Annotated in this window: 19 protein-coding genes, 1 tRNA gene and 2 rRNA genes; 7 read left to right on the forward strand and 15 right to left on the reverse strand. The window is 33.1% G+C overall.

All coding sequences use genetic code 11. The features are described 5' to 3' along the window. The first annotated feature begins 247 nt into the window (after positions 1 to 247). The 3 genes from RC62_RS00805 to RC62_RS00815 all read left to right on the forward strand — a co-directional run bounded on the left by RC62_RS00805 (position 248) and on the right by RC62_RS00815 (position 3,389). Positions 248 to 823, forward strand: coding sequence for a chalcone isomerase family protein (locus RC62_RS00805; protein ID WP_055091662.1), 576 nt, complete (start codon positions 248 to 250; stop codon positions 821 to 823). A gap of 142 nt (positions 824 to 965) precedes the next feature. Continuing rightward, positions 966 to 2,192, forward strand: a complete 1,227-nt coding sequence (locus tag RC62_RS00810; protein WP_055091664.1) for a Glu/Leu/Phe/Val dehydrogenase dimerization domain-containing protein — start codon at positions 966 to 968, stop codon at positions 2,190 to 2,192. 294 nt (positions 2,193 to 2,486) lie between these two features. Further along, positions 2,487 to 3,389, forward strand: coding sequence for an energy transducer TonB (locus tag RC62_RS00815; protein ID WP_055091667.1), 903 nt, complete (start codon positions 2,487 to 2,489; stop codon positions 3,387 to 3,389). Positions 3,390 to 3,795: 406 nt separating this feature from the next. On the opposite strand, the gene RC62_RS00820 is transcribed toward RC62_RS00815, so the two are convergent. Both RC62_RS00820 and RC62_RS00825 read right to left on the reverse strand, forming a co-directional pair. Further along, positions 3,796 to 4,191: an ExbD/TolR family protein gene (locus tag RC62_RS00820; RefSeq protein WP_026983008.1), complete on the reverse strand. Its 396-nt coding sequence runs from the start codon at positions 4,189 to 4,191 to the stop codon at positions 3,796 to 3,798. 3 nt (positions 4,192 to 4,194) lie between these two features. Beyond that, positions 4,195 to 4,890 carry a MotA/TolQ/ExbB proton channel family protein gene (locus tag RC62_RS00825; protein WP_055091669.1) on the reverse strand — a complete coding sequence of 232 codons (696 nt, stop codon included), beginning with the start codon at positions 4,888 to 4,890 and terminating at the stop codon, positions 4,195 to 4,197. Between the two features lie 130 nt (positions 4,891 to 5,020). Here RC62_RS00825 and RC62_RS00830 point away from each other — a divergent pair, with 130 nt between their 5' ends. Both RC62_RS00830 and RC62_RS00835 read left to right on the forward strand, forming a co-directional pair. Next, positions 5,021 to 6,247 (forward strand): bifunctional folylpolyglutamate synthase/dihydrofolate synthase, encoded by a 1,227-nt coding sequence (locus RC62_RS00830; RefSeq protein WP_055091671.1) that lies wholly within the window; start codon positions 5,021 to 5,023, stop codon positions 6,245 to 6,247. Positions 6,248 to 6,425: 178 nt separating this feature from the next. Then, positions 6,426 to 6,503: transfer RNA gene (locus RC62_RS00835), tRNA-Val, on the forward strand. A gap of 54 nt (positions 6,504 to 6,557) precedes the next feature. On the opposite strand, the gene RC62_RS00840 is transcribed toward RC62_RS00835, so the two are convergent. The 3 genes from RC62_RS00840 to RC62_RS00850 form a co-directional block, all read right to left on the reverse strand. Beyond that, a complete protein-coding gene (locus RC62_RS00840) occupies positions 6,558 to 7,028 on the reverse strand; it encodes a hypothetical protein (protein WP_055091674.1) in 471 nt (156 codons plus the stop codon). A gap of 265 nt (positions 7,029 to 7,293) precedes the next feature. Next, entirely contained in the window at positions 7,294 to 8,064 is a 771-nt protein-coding gene (locus RC62_RS00845; RefSeq protein ID WP_055091675.1) for an SDR family oxidoreductase, read from the reverse strand. 31 nt (positions 8,065 to 8,095) lie between these two features. Then, positions 8,096 to 8,851, reverse strand: a complete 756-nt coding sequence (locus tag RC62_RS00850; protein ID WP_055091677.1) for an SDR family NAD(P)-dependent oxidoreductase — start codon at positions 8,849 to 8,851, stop codon at positions 8,096 to 8,098. 109 nt (positions 8,852 to 8,960) lie between these two features. On the opposite strand from RC62_RS00850, the gene RC62_RS00855 reads away from it, so the two are divergent. Together RC62_RS00855 and RC62_RS00860 are read left to right on the forward strand one after the other, a co-directional pair. After that, the gene (locus RC62_RS00855; RefSeq protein ID WP_055091679.1) at positions 8,961 to 9,314 is read left to right on the forward strand and encodes a winged helix-turn-helix transcriptional regulator; all 354 of its coding nucleotides are present in this window, start codon (positions 8,961 to 8,963) and stop codon (positions 9,312 to 9,314) included. Positions 9,315 to 9,586: 272 nt separating this feature from the next. Further along, on the forward strand, positions 9,587 to 10,456 hold the full coding sequence (locus RC62_RS00860; RefSeq protein WP_055091701.1) for a DMT family transporter: 870 nt from the start codon (positions 9,587 to 9,589) through the stop codon (positions 10,454 to 10,456). 63 nt (positions 10,457 to 10,519) lie between these two features. Here RC62_RS00860 and RC62_RS00865 read toward each other — a convergent pair whose 3' ends face one another. The 10 genes from RC62_RS00865 to RC62_RS00915 all read right to left on the reverse strand — a co-directional run. After that, positions 10,520 to 11,257, reverse strand: coding sequence for an SDR family NAD(P)-dependent oxidoreductase (locus RC62_RS00865; RefSeq protein ID WP_055091682.1), 738 nt, complete (start codon positions 11,255 to 11,257; stop codon positions 10,520 to 10,522). Between the two features lie 78 nt (positions 11,258 to 11,335). Further along, complete coding sequence (locus RC62_RS00870) at positions 11,336 to 11,905, reverse strand: Crp/Fnr family transcriptional regulator (RefSeq protein ID WP_055091684.1); 570 nt, start codon at positions 11,903 to 11,905, stop codon at positions 11,336 to 11,338. A gap of 63 nt (positions 11,906 to 11,968) precedes the next feature. Next, the gene (locus tag RC62_RS00875) at positions 11,969 to 12,292 is read right to left on the reverse strand and encodes a hypothetical protein (RefSeq protein WP_055091686.1); all 324 of its coding nucleotides are present in this window, start codon (positions 12,290 to 12,292) and stop codon (positions 11,969 to 11,971) included. Between the two features lie 3 nt (positions 12,293 to 12,295). Continuing rightward, entirely contained in the window at positions 12,296 to 13,210 is a 915-nt protein-coding gene (locus RC62_RS00880) for a helix-turn-helix domain-containing protein (RefSeq protein WP_055091688.1), read from the reverse strand. Between the two features lie 45 nt (positions 13,211 to 13,255). Further along, complete coding sequence (locus RC62_RS00885) at positions 13,256 to 13,561, reverse strand: hypothetical protein (RefSeq protein ID WP_055091690.1); 306 nt, start codon at positions 13,559 to 13,561, stop codon at positions 13,256 to 13,258. Between the two features lie 12 nt (positions 13,562 to 13,573). Continuing rightward, entirely contained in the window at positions 13,574 to 14,380 is an 807-nt protein-coding gene (locus tag RC62_RS00890) for an SDR family oxidoreductase (protein ID WP_055091692.1), read from the reverse strand. Between the two features lie 119 nt (positions 14,381 to 14,499). Next, positions 14,500 to 15,270: an acyl-ACP--UDP-N-acetylglucosamine O-acyltransferase gene (gene lpxA / locus RC62_RS00895; protein ID WP_055091695.1), complete on the reverse strand. Its 771-nt coding sequence runs from the start codon at positions 15,268 to 15,270 to the stop codon at positions 14,500 to 14,502. Positions 15,271 to 15,334: 64 nt separating this feature from the next. Next, complete coding sequence (locus RC62_RS00900) at positions 15,335 to 15,898, reverse strand: Crp/Fnr family transcriptional regulator (RefSeq protein ID WP_055091697.1); 564 nt, start codon at positions 15,896 to 15,898, stop codon at positions 15,335 to 15,337. A 553-nt stretch (positions 15,899 to 16,451) separates the two neighbouring features. After that, positions 16,452 to 16,561: ribosomal RNA gene (gene rrf / locus RC62_RS00910) — 5S ribosomal RNA — on the reverse strand. Positions 16,562 to 16,700: 139 nt separating this feature from the next. Next, positions 16,701 to 16,929 (reverse strand): 23S ribosomal RNA (locus RC62_RS00915); the annotation flags it as partial.

Below are 16,929 nucleotides of genomic sequence, written 5' to 3' on the forward strand. Positions count from 1 at the left end.
AAATTTTAAGAATATAAACACGCCCTAAAAAGACTAAAAACCAAGTTTTATCTACACTTTACAAGTTCAAAAAACTTAAACAAATCTTAAAATGCAAAAAAGCACGTAAAACTACTCTTACTAATTTGATTATTAATCAAATACGGTTAAAAAAATAAGAACGCAAGAAAAAAAAACTTATTAAAAAACGAGGTTTAATTGATAAATTAACATTATTTTTGCCTAAAAATTATAAAATTGATAGAACATGAAAAAGATTTTACTACTACTTACTCTTCTTTTAAGCATACAATTTTCTACCGTTTCAGCCCAGACTCAACTGGAGGTAAATGGCGTTACAGTTCCTAGAAAAATTGAATTTCAAGGTAAAACTTTGCAGCTTAACGGAGCTGGTGGAAGATCTAAAATGTGGCTCGAAGTTTATGTTCAGGCCTTATATTTATCTCAATTAAGTCAGGATCCACAATTTATTATTGACAGTGATACTGAAATGGCAATCAGAATTGAAATAACATCATCAATGGTATCGTCAAACAAATTGACAAAAGCAATGAATGCCGGTTTCGAAAAATCTGCAGGAAGCAACCTTGAAGAACTAAGACCAAGAATTGAACAATTTAAAGCTTTACTAAGTGATGCCATAACAGAAAAAGATGTTTTTGTTTTAGGCTATAACCCACTTGACCAAACAATCAATGTATATAAAAATGAAGTTTTGAAAGGAAAAGTTTCAGGATTTGATTTCAAAAAAGCATTATTCGGAATCTGGCTTTCTGATAAACCGGTAGACGATACATTGAAAAAACATTTATTAGGAATATAATTTACAGCTTAAAAAAATATTCTAAAGCCGAAAACGTACTGTTTTCGGCTTTCTTTTTTTGTTTAATAAAAATTGATGCATAATACATTATTCGCATTATTCTATTTTATACTTTTACGCAAACTAAACATATCTCAACAAAATGAAAGATTTATTACAACAATTTGAAAATAAACCACCTGAAATTGTTTTTAACTGGAAAGATTCTGAAACAGAAGCCGAAGGATGGACTGTTATTAATTCACTACGCGGAGGAGCTGCAGGTGGAGGAACAAGAATGAGAAAAGGATTAGATATGAATGAAGTTTTGTCCTTGGCTAAAACAATGGAAGTTAAATTTTCAGTTTCCGGACCAGCAATTGGAGGTGCAAAATCCGGGATAAATTTTGACCCGAATGATCCTCGTAAAAAAGGGGTTTTACAACGTTGGTACAAAGCGGTTTCGCCTTTATTAAAAAGTTACTACGGAACTGGCGGAGATCTTAATGTTGATGAAATTCACGAAGTTATCCCAATGACAGAAGAATGTGGTGTATGGCATCCGCAGGAAGGTGTTTTTAATGGGCATTTTAAACCAACAGAAGCTGATAAAATTAATAGAATTGGTCAATTACGTCAGGGTGTTATCAAAGTAATCGAGAACCCTAAATTCTCACCGGATGTAACCAGAAAATATACTGTTGCTGATATGATTACTGGTTACGGCGTTGCTGAAGCTGTACGTCATTTTTATGCAACTTATGGAGGAGATATAAAAGGTAAAAAAGCAATCGTACAAGGTTTTGGAAATGTAGGTTCTGCAGCTGCTTTTTACCTGGCTGAAATGGGAGCAAAAGTTATAGGAATTATTGATCGCGATGGCGGATTAATTAAAGAAGAAGGTTTTTCTTTTGAAGAAATTAAAACGTTATTCTTAAATAAAGACGGTAATAAATTGGTTGCTGATAATATGATTCCGTTTGAAGAAATCAATTCAAAAATATGGACAATTGGTGCTGAAATCTTCACACCTTGTGCCGCTTCAAGATTAGTACAGCAAACTCAAATTGACAGCTTAATTGCCAACGGACTGGAAGTGATTTCTTGTGGTGCGAATGTCCCTTTTGCTGACAAGGAAATTTTCTTTGGTTCTATTATGGAAGAAGTAGATCATAAAGTGAGTTTGATTCCTGACTTTATTTCAAACTGTGGAATGGCAAGGGTTTTTGCCTATTTCATGGAGAAAAAAGTTCAAATGACGGATGAGGCGATTTTTAATGATACCTCTGAAATTATAAAAAATGCGATTGTAAAAGCACATGCTTTAAATCCGTCAAAAACAAATATCAGTGCAACAGCTTTTGAAATTGCATTGAAACAATTAGTATAATTTTCTTTATACTTTTATTCTAAGCGGGCTAAATTTTAGCTCGCTTTTTTTTGTTTAAACGCAAAGTTCGCAAGGGTTTACGCAACGGACGCTAACTTATTTCTCGCAAAGTCGCAGAGGCGCAAAGTCTTATTTTTAAGTTTTCTTTGCGACTTCGCGACTTTGCGAGATTAAAAACAAACAGCTTTGCGTAAACCCTTGCGGGCTTTGGGGTTAAATTCCCTCTTTGTTTCTAAACAATTTTTACTACTTTTAAACGTTTTTATTAAATACTATTACAAACTCAGAATCAAAATGACTTCTACGGATTCTTCAGATAAAAAGAAATCACTATTAATCACTACAGCGATTTATGCTGTATTGTTATTGCTTTTATTTTTCATACGTTTTTGGCCTCCTTATAATCCGGAAAATAATGCGGCACTTGCAGAAGGCGGTGGCGGTGGCGGCGTAACGGTAAACTTTGGAGACAGTGATTTAGGATCTGGGGCAAATTATAAAAGTGAAGTTTTGAATGTTAAAAACGAAACCAAACAAGCTCCCTCAAAATCAACTCCGGACGAAGCTATCATAACACAAGAAAACACAAATGCTGCTGCTGAAGATGTAATTATTCCCGTAAAAGAAAAACCTAAGAAAGCAACTCCTGTTGTAAAACCGGAAGCAAAACCAGTTCCTGAAAAACCAAAAGTTTCTAATTCTACAAATGATGCTTTGTCCAGTATTTTAAAAGGGTCTAACAAAGGCGGCGACGGAGATGATAAAACGGCAGGAAACAAAGGAAAAGCTGGCGGAAGTTTAAGCTCAGGCGGTTATTATGGCACTGGAGGTTCTGGTGGCGGAACAGGCGGAGGAAACGGCACAGGAAATGGAATTGGGACCGGAAGTGGTTATGGAGCCGGAAGCGGCGGAGGTACTGGCGGAGGATCAGGCTATTCCTTAAACGGTCGTAAAGCTTTGTCTAAACCTGCACCAAAGTACACTTGTAATGAAGAAGGAAAAGTAGTTGTAGAAGTTACAGTAGATCAAAACGGAAAAACAATTAATGCAACTGCTGGAATAAAAGGAACAACAAATACAGCAAGATGTCTACTGGATCAAGCGAAAATTGCCGCCATGAATACCAAATGGGATGCTGACAGTAACGCGCCTGCAAAACAAGTTGGAAAAATTATTTATAATTTTAGCTTGGATTAAAACACTTATTTCATCAATTTATATAAAATAAAAAAGGCTTTCTGATGATTTTCAGAAAGCCTTTTTTATTGTTTTATGCGTCTAGTTTGTCATTTCGAGCAAAGTCGAAGGACACGAATAACTCCGTTACGAAAAGCACCAATCTTTGTGGAGCTTCTCGCGAGGATTTCTCCTGAGTCGAAATGAAATACTCAATGACTATTTTCTTTAATCTATTCTCCCTCTTTCTTCTTTCTTCTTTCCTCTTTCTTCTAAGCACTTTTCTTCCATTCTCTCTTTTCTTTTGCGTGAGGGATAGGAGCTGGCTACCGAAGTAGCGCGGATAGCCCGACTACAATAAAAAAGTGGGCGAATCAACGTTATGCTGATTTGCCCATTTTTTTATTGTGGTCACGCCCTAATGATTTTACTTCGGACTTGTAGCAATCACAAACTTCAGATTGTTCTTTACTCCTATTTGCAGTACGTCGACTAAATCTTGTACTTGCAAATTGAACGGAATTCGAACTACAACGGTTTGTTCTTTATCTGCTCCTATTTTTGACATTAAACTTGTTTCCAGATTTTCAAAATCTACGGGTTCTTTGTCGATGTAGAATTTTTTATCTTCGGTAACTGATAAACTGATTAGCTGTTTATTGGTTTTTTCATTTGATTTCGCTTTTGGCAAAGTCATCTTGATAACATTAGGATTTGCAAGTGTTGAGATAATAAGAAAAAACAACAGCAGGAAAAACATAATATCACTCAATGATGAAGTCGCGACTTCGGCATGAAATCTTCTTTTTCTCTTAATAGACATACCTTATGCTCTTTGAATTATATTTACAAATTCTAATATTTGTTTTTGGATTTTTAAAGCAAAATCATCAATCTTTCCGTTCAATAGATGGTAAGCACTATAGGCAATAATACCTACAATAAGTCCTGAACCGGAACTAATCATTTTCTCATATAAACCTCCTGAAATGTTTCCTATACTAATATTCTCAGTAACCGAAATGCTATAGAAAATCTTGATAACTCCTGAGATTGTTCCAATAAAACCTAACGTTGGTGCTATACCGGCAATAAGCCCTAGGTGACCCAGACGTCTTTCCATTTCACCAATTTCAATATCGGCAGCACGATCCATATTTGATTCGATTTCAGCAATTGGTCTTCCAATAACTAAAACACCTTCTTTTAAAATATTTCCGGCAGCTGTATTACTTCTTTCTACAATTGTTCTGGCCAATTCAATATTTCCAGCATTTAGTTTATCTCCAACATCCTGCATTAATCTGGCATCAATTTTAGAGGCTTTACTAATATATAGATAACGTTCTATAATAACATAAAAAGTATAGAATAATAAAATGGCGATCGGGATCAGGAAAAAACCTCCTTTTAAGATGAATCCTAAAACTGAGATTTCGGTATTTGGTGCAATTTTTTCGATAACTACGTTAGATGCGGCGTTTGCAATGGTGTCTGTTTGTAATTGAATAAAACTAAACATATATTAATTCTGGTTTTTAATAATTAATTCTAAAAAATATTTGAAATTTGCAATAAAGATAATTTTCGCTGTAATATAAAACTAAAAAAAACGAAAATTATTTCAATCAACAACTATTTTATCCAAATACATGAACTATCAGGAAACCACAAATTGGATGTTTAATCAACTCCCGATGTATCAACTTCAAGGTGCCTCAGCATATAAAGAAGATTTGACCAATATTAAATTATTGACGGCGCATCTTGATAACCCGGAAAATAAGCTAAAATGCATTCATGTTGCGGGAACCAATGGCAAAGGATCAACTTCGCATATGCTGGCTTCGGTTTTACAAGAAGCAGGATATAACGTAGGATTATATACTTCTCCACATTTAAAAGATTTCAGGGAAAGAATTAAAATTAATGGTCAGGAAATATCAGAAGATTTTGTTTGTGATTTTGTCGCCAAACACAAAGATTTTTTTGAAGCCAATGATATGAGTTTTTTCGAAATGTCTGTAGGTTTGGCTTTTGATTATTTTGCAGCTCAAAAGGTAGACATTTCAATTATCGAAGTTGGTCTTGGCGGAAGATTAGATGCTACTAATGTTATCACGCCTTTGGTTTCTGTTATTACGAACATCGATTTAGATCATACTCAGTTTTTAGGCAATACTCCAGCATTAATCGCTGCTGAAAAAGCCGGTATTATAAAACCCAACATTCCTGTTGTTATTGGAGAATACACTCCAGAAACTCAGCCTGTATTTTTGGCTAAAGCCGAAGAAAACAAAGCACCTATTTATTTTGCCTCAGATTTAATTTCTGAAGTTTTCCCATCAGACTTAATTGGAGATTATCAATTTCACAATAAAAAAACGGTTCAGCAAACAATTGCGGTTTTGAATGCTCAAAATGAATTTAAGATTTCAAATGAAAGTCTAAAATCTGGTTTATCGAAAGTAGTAAAAAATACGGGCTTACAAGGAAGATGGCAGCAACTAGGCGAAAAACCAAAAATTATTTGCGACACTGCACATAACAAACACGGATTAGCGGTTGTAATGAATCAGATTCAGAAAGAAACTTTTGAGAATCTACATATTGTTCTGGGAGTTGTTAACGATAAAGACCTGGATTCTATTTTACCTCTTTTTCCTAAAAATGCACAATACTATTTTTGCAGACCTGATTCGTCGAGAGGTTTAGATACTGAAATCTTAAAAGAAGCAGCTAAAAAATATAATTTGTTAGGAGAGAAATACGATTCTGTAGCCGAAGCTTTCTTTGCTGCGAAGAAAAACGCGACGCAAAATGATTTTATCTATGTTGGCGGAAGCACTTTTGTTGTTGCGGAATTGCCATTAAACTAGCAGAATTTTAAATTGTCTGAAAAAGACTAAAAAAACTATCTTTATAATAAATTCAATTACAACGAGATAGAAAAAACTTTAAAAAAACTTTAAATTTTTAGCGGGTTTTGTTTGCAGAACTGAAAAAGTGCCTTATATTTGCACTCGCAATCACAAACGATAGCAACCTAGTAAAATAGGGCGATTAGCTCAGCTGGTTCAGAGCACCTCGTTTACACCGAGGGGGTCGGGGGTTCGAACCCCTCATCGCCCACCAAGAAACTCCTTAAGAAATTAAGGAGTTTTTTTTATGTCTATTTTTCTTGATCCTTTATTTTTTTGCCTTTTCCTGAATAATCTGGCTTTTTATAGAATCAGTATGTTTTAAAGTGTCATTTTCTTTATTAATGATTTCATTATCATTAATTGAATCATTATCAATTACTGCTGGCTCCCCTTCTATTGCTGCTTTTCCCATACAGCTTGTTAAAGCAAAAAGAAGACTTAAAGAAAACAGTGCAGCTTTTTTAATTGGTTTAACCTTAATTTTGCTAATTCTATTTTTCAAATTAGAATATTTGATACTATTCGCGGTCTCAATTTGATCAAATTTAAAGTGTCCACAAATATTTTCCTGACTGGATTTTTTTTCAAGCAAATATTTTTTTATTTCAGTATTCCCCATTTTAGTAAAATCAATTACTGTTTTACTACAAGAATTACAGAATCTACCTTCTTTATTTGGTAGCATTGAATTCCAATTTTGGCTGCAAGGTTTTGGTATAGTAATTTGATTTTCCATATATTTCAAGGTTATTATTGATTTTTAGTTTCAGTTAACTTTTTCCCAATATTACAAATATAATGCCACCGTAAATTAGCTTTCAAATCGAAGAAAATGGTTCATTATCTAGTTACCGGTTTATCCAGGTATTGCAAAATATGATTGGGAAAAAACTTTTAGGAACACAAAAAAACTCCTTAATTTCTTAAGGAGTTTTTTATTACTTCTACTTCACTTTTGTTTTTCAAAAGGGAAACATTGAAAACGACAAGTAAGAATTAAATTATCTCATAAGGCTGATATTAGTTAAACCTCCATCAGATAAGATTTCAGTACCCACTATAAATGCTGAATCGTCTGATGCTAAAAATACCGCGGCATGCCCAATGTCAGACGGAAGTCCTTGCCTGCCTACAGGTGTAATATCTATCCACATTTGTTTTACACTTTCTAAATGTTCCTCTGGTACTATTTTTCCAAAAACTGGTGTATCAATAGAACCTGGAGAAAGAGTATTAACCCTAATTTTTCTTGACAATAAATCCAGAGATAAACCTTTAGCCAATGATATAATTGCTGCTTTTGCCGCTGCATAAATAGCCATTCCGGGTGCAGCGCGATGAGCAGCACTCGATCCAATCAGGATTACAGATGCTCCATCATTTAAATACGGAAGTGCTTTTTGTACCGTAAAATAGGCACTTTTCAAATTAAGATCCATATAGCTGTCATAACTTTTTTCAGTAGCATTTTCTATGGTTCCCATTTCTATACCATCTACAGCACCTCCTGCATTTACTACTAATACATCAATTTTACCAAATTTATCAAAGGTCTTTTTGAATGTATTTTCCAAATCACTGATATTCGTGACATCACCTTGAATACTGATAAAATCTTTACCCAGAATTCCTAAAGCATCACTTAATGTTTTCTCATTTCTTCCTGTAATAGCACCAACAGCTCCTTCGTTTTTGAATGCTTCTGCAATACCAAATCCAATACCGCTATTACCGCCCGTAACTACTGTTACTTTATTTTTTAATTTACTCATTTTGTCTCTTTTAATTTTTTTATAGATGAAATTATATACCGTAAATACCTCCCGAAACAGAGATTTTTTCTCCCGTAATCCATCCTGCGTCATCAGAGGCAAGAAATACGGCAACTTTTGCGATATCTTCCGGCTGTCCTGTACGGCCAAGTGGTGTAGTGGCAACTAATTTTGCTTCAAAATCACTACCTATAAAACCAGCGCTATGCGAGCCTTCTGTTTCTACCACACCTGGCAAAATAGAATTAATACGGATATTTCTTCCGCTAAATTCTTTAGATAAAGAAATCGTAATAGCGTCTAAAGCGGCTTTAGTAGCAGAATATACAGATCCTGTTGGAAGAGGCGTATTACTTGCTCCCGAACTAACATTGATAATATTACCACCTTTTTCACCAAATGATTTTAGAGCGGCCTGAATAGAAAGCAATGATCCTAAAACGTTAATATTAAACTGCGAGTGGAAAGATTGGGCTGAAAACTCTTCAATTGGCGCATATTGATAGATACCCGCATTGTTTACCAAAATATCTAAAGTACCAAAAGCATTTTTAGTTTCATCGAAAAGCCTTGTAACGTCTGACTCTTTCGAAACATCGCCTTGTACTGCAATTGCACTTCCGCCATTATCTGTTATTGTTTTTACCACTTTGTCTGCATCTTCTTTGCTTGATGCATAATTAACGACAACTTTTGCACCTTCTGCTGCAAAATATTTAGCAATAGAAGCACCAATTCCTTTTGAAGCTCCAGTTACTATTGCTACTTTATTTTTTAATTTGCTCATTTTTATATTTTTTTAATATGTTTACTGATGCAAATTTATAGCAGTTTAATTTATTTTAGTAACTTTGTAACTAAAAGTAACAGTAACCTTGAAGTAACAAAGTAACCTTATGGAATGCACAGTACCCGAAAAAGAGCAGCATAAAAAGGAGATGATGGCCGTCCAGGACTCAATGGATGTTTTGAGTGGAAAATGGAAAATTGCTATTATTTCTTCTATCTGCTATTATAACAAAAGAAGATTCTCTGATATTTTGAATGATGTTGTTGGCATTTCGAATAAAATGCTAAGCAAGGAATTAAAAGAATTGGAAATAAATAAACTGATTAAAAGATCTGTTTTAGAAACGCAACCTATCACTGTTCAATATACACTAACAGATCACGGAAAAACACTGCAAACAATCATTAATAATTTGACAGATTGGGGCATAGAACATCGAAAAAAGATTATTGGTGATTAATTTCTTTTTTACTTCCAATATAAAATTTCTCCTCTTAACGTTTATTATTATAAAGAAAAAAATGTAGTCAAATTTAGAGTACCATTCAAATTTTCATACATTTGAAAAAATAAAAACAATGAATAGAAAAGGTTGTCTTCCTCCGCCAAGAGTTTAATTTCTTTCTAAAATGAGATGAAGTTACAAGTTGATAATACATCAACTGTTTTTGTACACTTCATATTTAACTAGTAATTAATTAAATCTTGTTCGGTTTCGAGCAGACACTTTTCATGAAAAATTCATATCTAAAGTTACACTTAGCTGTACTACTTTCGGGTTTTACCGGTATTTTTGGTAAACTCATTTCCCTTAACGAAGGACTTTTAGTTTGGTATAGAACCTTCTTTTCTGCCATTATTTTATTTTTTCTTATCCAATTGACCAAAACATTGGTTCAAATCAATATTCGGGAAAAATTAAATATTGCTAAAATCGGTTTTTTTATAGCCATTCACTGGGCATTTTTTTATGCCAGTATAAAGTATTCCAGTATTTCTATTGGCGTGGTTTGCTATTGTCTTACCAGCTTTTTTACGGCGATTTTTGAACCCTTGATCAATAAAAACAAACTCGTTTTTTCTCAATTAATCTTTAGTGTCATCACATTATTTGGCATCAGCCTGATTTTCCATTTTGACAGTTCTTATCATACCGGAATTTTATTAGGCTGCATTTCATCGGCATTTGCTGCGCTGTATACGATTTACAATGAACGTTTGGTAAAAACCTACGACAGTAAAGTCATCAATTATTATCAAATGATTGGCGGAACAATTTGTTTAGGAATTTTAATGCCATTTTATCTGATCTTTTTTCCTGTTGAAAGTTTAATCCCTAACGGAAGCGACTTTTTTTATCTGATATTGCTGTCATTATTTTGTACCGTTGGTCTCTATGTTTTATTTGCAGAAGCATTAAAAAAAATACCTGCATTTACAACCAATCTTACCTTTAACCTAGAACCTATTTATGCGATAATTTTAGCATTTGTATTTTTTAATGAAGGCAAGGAAATGAGCCAATCATTTTATCTTGGATTATTTTTCGTGATGACTTCTGTCATTCTTCAAACCATTATTTCCTTGAGAAGGAAGAAATAAAAAAGAAACCTCCAGAGTCATTGACTTTGGAGGTTTTTAAAATTTAAAGACTTTTCTATTTTTTTACCAAGGGCTAACCTCTGTTTCATCTTCTATATCATTACTAAAAAATTGTCCTGTAGGCGCATTTTCATCTGTAAAAGTATGTTTGATAATAAAAGCCGCAGCACTTTCTACTGAACCCGGACCACTATGATGATTAAAATCTGTAGCCGTATAACCCGGATCAATTGCATTTACTTTAAAAGGCAATTCTCTCAACTCATACGCCAATGCAATAGTATAAGCATTCAAAGCTGCTTTTGATGTAACATAACTTGCTGCTTTAAAATTATAATATTTCCACGCTGGATCGCTATGCAAGGTCAGAGATCCTAGTCCCGAGGTAATATTACTTATTCTTGGACTTTCCGATTTTTTAAGCAATTCCAAAAATGCTTGAGTAACGCTGATAACACCAAAAAAATTAGTATCAAATACATTTTGAATGTCTTTAATCGATGTATCTAAAGCACTTTGCGGAAACTCCCCGCTGATTCCTGCGTTGTTGATCAGAATATCCAATTTTCCTTGCTCACTTTCGACAATATTTTTCGCCGCTAAGATGGTGTCCGTTTTCGTAACATCAATTTGAATGGGTTTGATATTTTCAAATCCGCTTTCGCTTAATTCTTTTACTACCGCCTGTCCTTTTTCAAGATCACGGGTTCCTAAATAAACAAATAATCCTTTTTTAGAAAACTCTTTTACCAGTTCTAAACCAATGCTTCTGTTCGCTCCTGTAATTAATACTGAATTCATTTTTTTCTTGTTTTAAATTATTAAAGCAAAGGTCATTCGTTTAAAAATAAAATCATTTGCCATTTGACAAAAAGCGATTTAACTTATATTTTTTCTTATTCTGCTTAATGAGGATTGGGTAACACCTAAATAGGAGGCAACATAAGATAACGGAACACGATTGACAACATTTGGATAGATTTCTAAAAATTTCAGGTAACGTGTGGTCGCATCTTCTGAAATCTGCGGACTTCTTCTTTCTACTTTCTGCATTAACGCTCTCGAAATAACTTTATGCACTATTGCATCCCAGCCTACAATAGTATTAGAAAGTTCTTTCCAGTCTTTTTTAGAAAAAACCATAATACTAGTATCTGTAATAGCTTGCACGTATGCTGTTGACTGAATTTCATTCTCAAAACTTTCCAAATCAACAACCAGATTATTTTCGTCAATAAAGTATTTAGTGATTTCCTCCCCTTTGTTATTGTAGTAACAAACTCTTACAATACCATTTAAAACAAACCCAACTTGCTGAGCAACTTTTCCTGCCTCAGAAAAATATTCATCTTTTTGAAGTTCAAGTATATCTGCTTTTTTCAAAATCAAATCAATTTGCTGCTGATTTAAACTGCCAAATTGCAATATGTATTCTATAAATTCTTTCATAGTACTAAGTTAATCAAAGTTGTTTTTGCAGAATTTGCCATTTGGCAAAAAATAATTATAAAATTATTCTCCTAATAAACTTTCGGTTTTACTTAGAAATTCTTCCGTAACTGTTTCAATATTGATATCCATTCTTTCAGCCAAAATAGTAAGCCACCAAATAGATTCGCCTATTTTATGACGAAGTTCTTCTTTGGTATTTTCTTTTGGCCAGCGTCCTTGTTGCGACATTACCTGACGTGCTACTAAACCAACATCTGTTAAAAAAGCCAATGCATCTTCTTCAACTGTCCATTCACTTCCGTGATGTAATAACTCTAATTCGTGATAACGTTGTCTTATTTTTAAAGAACGTTCTTTTAATTGTTCAAAATTTAGCGATGCCATAATTTAATTTTTATTGAATAATTCCTTAAATGCTACAGGACTCAAATTGGTCTTTTTCTTGAATAATTTATTGAAAGACTGCGGATGTTCAAATCCTAACTTATAACCAATCTCTGCTATTGATAAAGTTCCTGTTGCAATATATTCCTTTGCTTTCTCTATCAATTTGTCATGAATAAATTGTTGTGTATTTTGACCGCAAAGATTACGCAGCAAATCACTTAAATACCTTGAAGATAAATTTAATTCCTGAGCTAAGAACTGAACCGTAAGAACTCCATTAACTAATGTTTTTTCCTGATCGAAATAATCATTTATTATACTTTCCAGTTTAGAAAGTACATCATGATTTACTGCCTTCCTGGTAATAAATTGTCTATTATAAAAACGGTTACTATAATTAAGCAAAAGTTCTATTTGCGATATAATTACATCCTGACTAAAATTGTCTATTCGCTCATTAAGTTCATTCTGGATCGAAGTAAAAACATCCAGAATCGTCACTTTTTCTTTCTCAGATAAATACAAGGCTTCAGAAGCAGAATAATTAAAAAATCCATACTTTTTTATATTACTGTTTAATGAGTATGGACGAATAAAATCCGGATGAATATTTAATGACATTCCACTATAATCAGCTTCCTCATCCTGCATTTTCAAAATTTGTCCCGGAGACACAAAGGACATTCCTCCTTCTTCAAAATCATAAAAACCGTGACCATATCTAAGTTTTCCCTTAAAATGAGTTTTAAAAGATATCTTATAATAATCTAAAATAATTCCCTGATCAAAATCCTTTGGATCAAAAACAGCTTCGCCGTAATTTAAAATACTTATAAGCGGATGCATAGGCTTTGGCTGTCCCATTGCAACATGCAATTCTGATATTGTATTAAATATTTTAGGCTGATTTTTCATGACATAAAATTGAATTAAACATTATGCTTTCAACAACTCTCATTTTTACAAACTTACGAAATGTTCAATTGGTGCAATATTCCAGTTTACAATACTTTGATCAATCATATCATGTACGGGAGAATCATGTAGTTCTGTCATTAATTTATGCATGGCATTCGTACCATCTTCTACACTTTCCCATATAAGAATATCATACACAAAACCTTTCTTTAATTCCGAAATATTTCTGGAAATAAATCCATTTTGTCTTTTCAAAAATTCATCTACCTCTTTATTACCTTCAATAAATTGCTGAAACGTAAAATTATTTAATTTAAAAGTAGTGAGTTCTATCGCTTGTTTTTTCATTTTAATAAAAATTTAAAAAGTAAACATTGTTTTAATACTCTGAAACTGCACTTCTGTTCCTTCTTTTAAACGTTGATCGTATAAACCAATAGCATCATTTCCGGCAACATATCTTAATTTATTTTTATGATCAGTCGCAGCTTCAAAAACAATTTGAGCAATATCTTCTACTTTAGTATAATTAGCTATTTGTTCAGCACTATACCCTTTACTTACTTCTGCAGTTAATTCTTCATAAGCATCATGTTTCTCCAACTCCATTGATCGAACAGCAAAATCAGTTTGCATCCCTCCCGGCGCAATAATTTTTACTTGTATCCCAAACTGAGCTAATTCGTAGGCCATACTTTCAGAAAAACCATCTATAGCAAATTTTGTAGCGCTATAAATGGAGCAGGTAGGAAATCCTATTAACCCAAAAGTAGAAGTAATATTAATAAACATACCGCTCTTTTTTTCACGAAAGTGCGAAGTAAAAGCTTTTGAAATTCTAATAACACTAAGTAAATTCGTTGTTATCTGGCGCTGAATTTGATCATCGTTTAATGATTCTAAAACTCCTATTAAACCATAACCAGCATTATTCATCACAACATCTACAGAATATAAATTGGTAACTTTTTTAGTTATTGAAATAATCTGGTCTAAATTGGTAACATCTAAAGGAAGTACAACAACATCTTTAAGCTTATTTAATTCGGATTCTTTTTCAGGATTACGCATTGTCGCGATTACACGCCAACCTTGGCTCTGAAATAATTTTGCTGCTGATTTTCCTAAACCTGATGAAGCTCCTGTAATAAAAATTGTCTTTTGCATTTTTTTGATTGTTTAAATTTATAATGCAAAAATCCAAATAAGAACATTGAGAAATGTAGCCTATTTGGATCTTGTATTAGCCAAAATGACAATACGGTTTTTTTACCTTAAATAAGAAATCAGTAAAATCCTTTTATAATTCCTCTTTTCGATTGTTTGATGAATTTTATAATAATATCCCGCTCTATTGTTTGTTCAAAATTTTCTTCAATTAAATTCAAAGCTTTACTCGTATTTCTTTTTTCCTGAAAAATGATACGGTAAATTTCTTTCAACTCATTAATTTTATCACTTGGGAAACCTCTTCTTTTTAATCCGGTAAAATTTAGGCCACAATATGACAACGGTTCACGCGATGCTAATACATAAGGAGGAACATCTTTTACAATACGGCTCATTCCGCTAATCATAGAATGTTCACCAATAATCGAAAACTGATGAATAGCTGTTAAACCACTAATGTTAGCCCAATCGCCAACATTAACTTCACCCGCCATACCAACATTAAATCCAATAACACAATTATTACCAATAAAACAATCGTGACCAATATGACTATTTGCCATAATTAAATTACCATCCCCAATAATAGTTTTATACTTTGAAGATGTTCCTTTGTTTATCGTAACAAATTCTCGAACAATATTACTATTTCCAATTTCCAAGAAAGTGCATTCACCTCCATACTTTAAATCTTGAGGAGTTCCGCCTAAGACAGCTCCGGCATGTACATGACACCCTTCGCCAATTCTGGTACCGTTTAAAATAGTTACATTGTTACTTATCCACGAGTTATCTCCAATTACGACATCGCTTTCAATAGTTGTAAAATTTCCAATCGTTACGTTATTTCCAATTATAGCTTTCTTATCAATTATTATATTTTTCAATTTTCTGTATTTTATTTAGGATACAAATATTGAAAAGAATTAAACCTCATTTATTGATCTAAAGTCAATTAATTTGAGCCCTAATCCTACTTAATGTTTCAGGGCTAACACCAATTAAAGATGCAATATCTTTTAATTTCGCTTTCAAAACAATTTGAGGTAATGACTTTAGTAGATAAGAATATTTTTCCTGAGCAGTCATTGAAGTGTAGAAGTGATGAAATTCATTCAATTTAGAAAGATAAAGTCGCAATAATTTAATGTAAAATTTAGAAAACAAAGGATATTCTAATAATATTTGTTCATGCTGGTACGACAAAGAATAAACTACGGTATCTTCAGAAGCCTGAAAATTTTCAAAAGAAGGTTTCTGTTCAAAAAAACTGCTCAATGATGTTACAAACTGATTATCGGTATAGATCCACTTTGTAACTTCTGTTGCATCTTGTAAACTAAATCTTCTGATTAAGCCTGATTTTATAAAATAGATTTTATAGCTAATTTTACCTTCACAAATAATAAATTCATTTTTCAGAAACTTTTCTTCTACAAAATATTTTTTTATTGCTTGTTCCGTTTCCTCATCCAAAACTTGCAGGCTATTTATCGTACTTAATAACTCAGTCATAATTAAAACTATTGCTTAAACAAATTTATTAAATACAATTTAAGAATGAATTTTAAAATTGCAAGACATTAAATTTAAATAAAGAAATTAAACAGTTTTAAGACAATAATAAATTCTTATTGTTTCTAATATTGTAAAATTGACGATAGAAGCTAAAAACCAAAAATAATACTATTTATAAAGAATAAAACTTAATACACATATTTCCTTTTTAAAATAAAATTGATTTTGGCGTTTCCCTCCGGGTCGGGCTGTCCGCTAAATCTTTTGCGGAAGGTTTTCGGTAAGGCTTCGCCAGGTGTTTATGGACCGCAAAAGGATATCGCTTCCATCCCTAACGCAATTCCAGGTAAACAAGGGGTTTATTTTGGTTTGTACTTCTTTAATCTAACAATTGAAAATCGGAACTATTATAACCTAAAAAATCCCCATCATTTAGGTGATGGGGATTTTTTAAAGCAAATTCGTTTTCGATAGTTACCGCATTGCGGTATAATTGCGGTTTTTTGTAAAAACAAAAAACCCTGATTCTTTCGAAACAGGGTTTTAAAAAGAAAGGCGACGACATACTCTCCCACATAACTGCAGTACCATCTGCGCAGGCGGGCTTAACTACTCTGTTCGGGATGGGAAGAGGTGAGCCCCGCCGCAATAACCACCTTAAGGTCGTTTTTGCAATGGGTAACCAGATTAACTGATCAACATTACATAATATCTTAACATACTGAGATAAAGAAAAGTATTTTTATTTATTATTTTTAGAAAGTTTCTTCTCCCCGATTTGCATCGGGGAGAAAAGGGTGTACATAAGCTTACGGATTATTAGTACTACTCGACTATGACATTACTGCCTTTACATCTATAGCCTATCAACGTGGTCATCTTCCACGATCCTTAAAAGAAATCTCATCTTGTGGTGGGTTTCGCGCTTATATGCTTTCAGCGCTTATCCCTTCCAAACGTAGCTACTCTGCGGTGCCCCTGGCGGGACAACAGATACACTAGAGGTTTGTCCAATTCGGTCCTCTCGT

The organism is Flavobacterium aquidurense (genome assembly GCF_001404985.1).
Taxonomy (GTDB): Bacteria; Bacteroidota; Bacteroidia; order Flavobacteriales; family Flavobacteriaceae; genus Flavobacterium; species Flavobacterium aquidurense_B.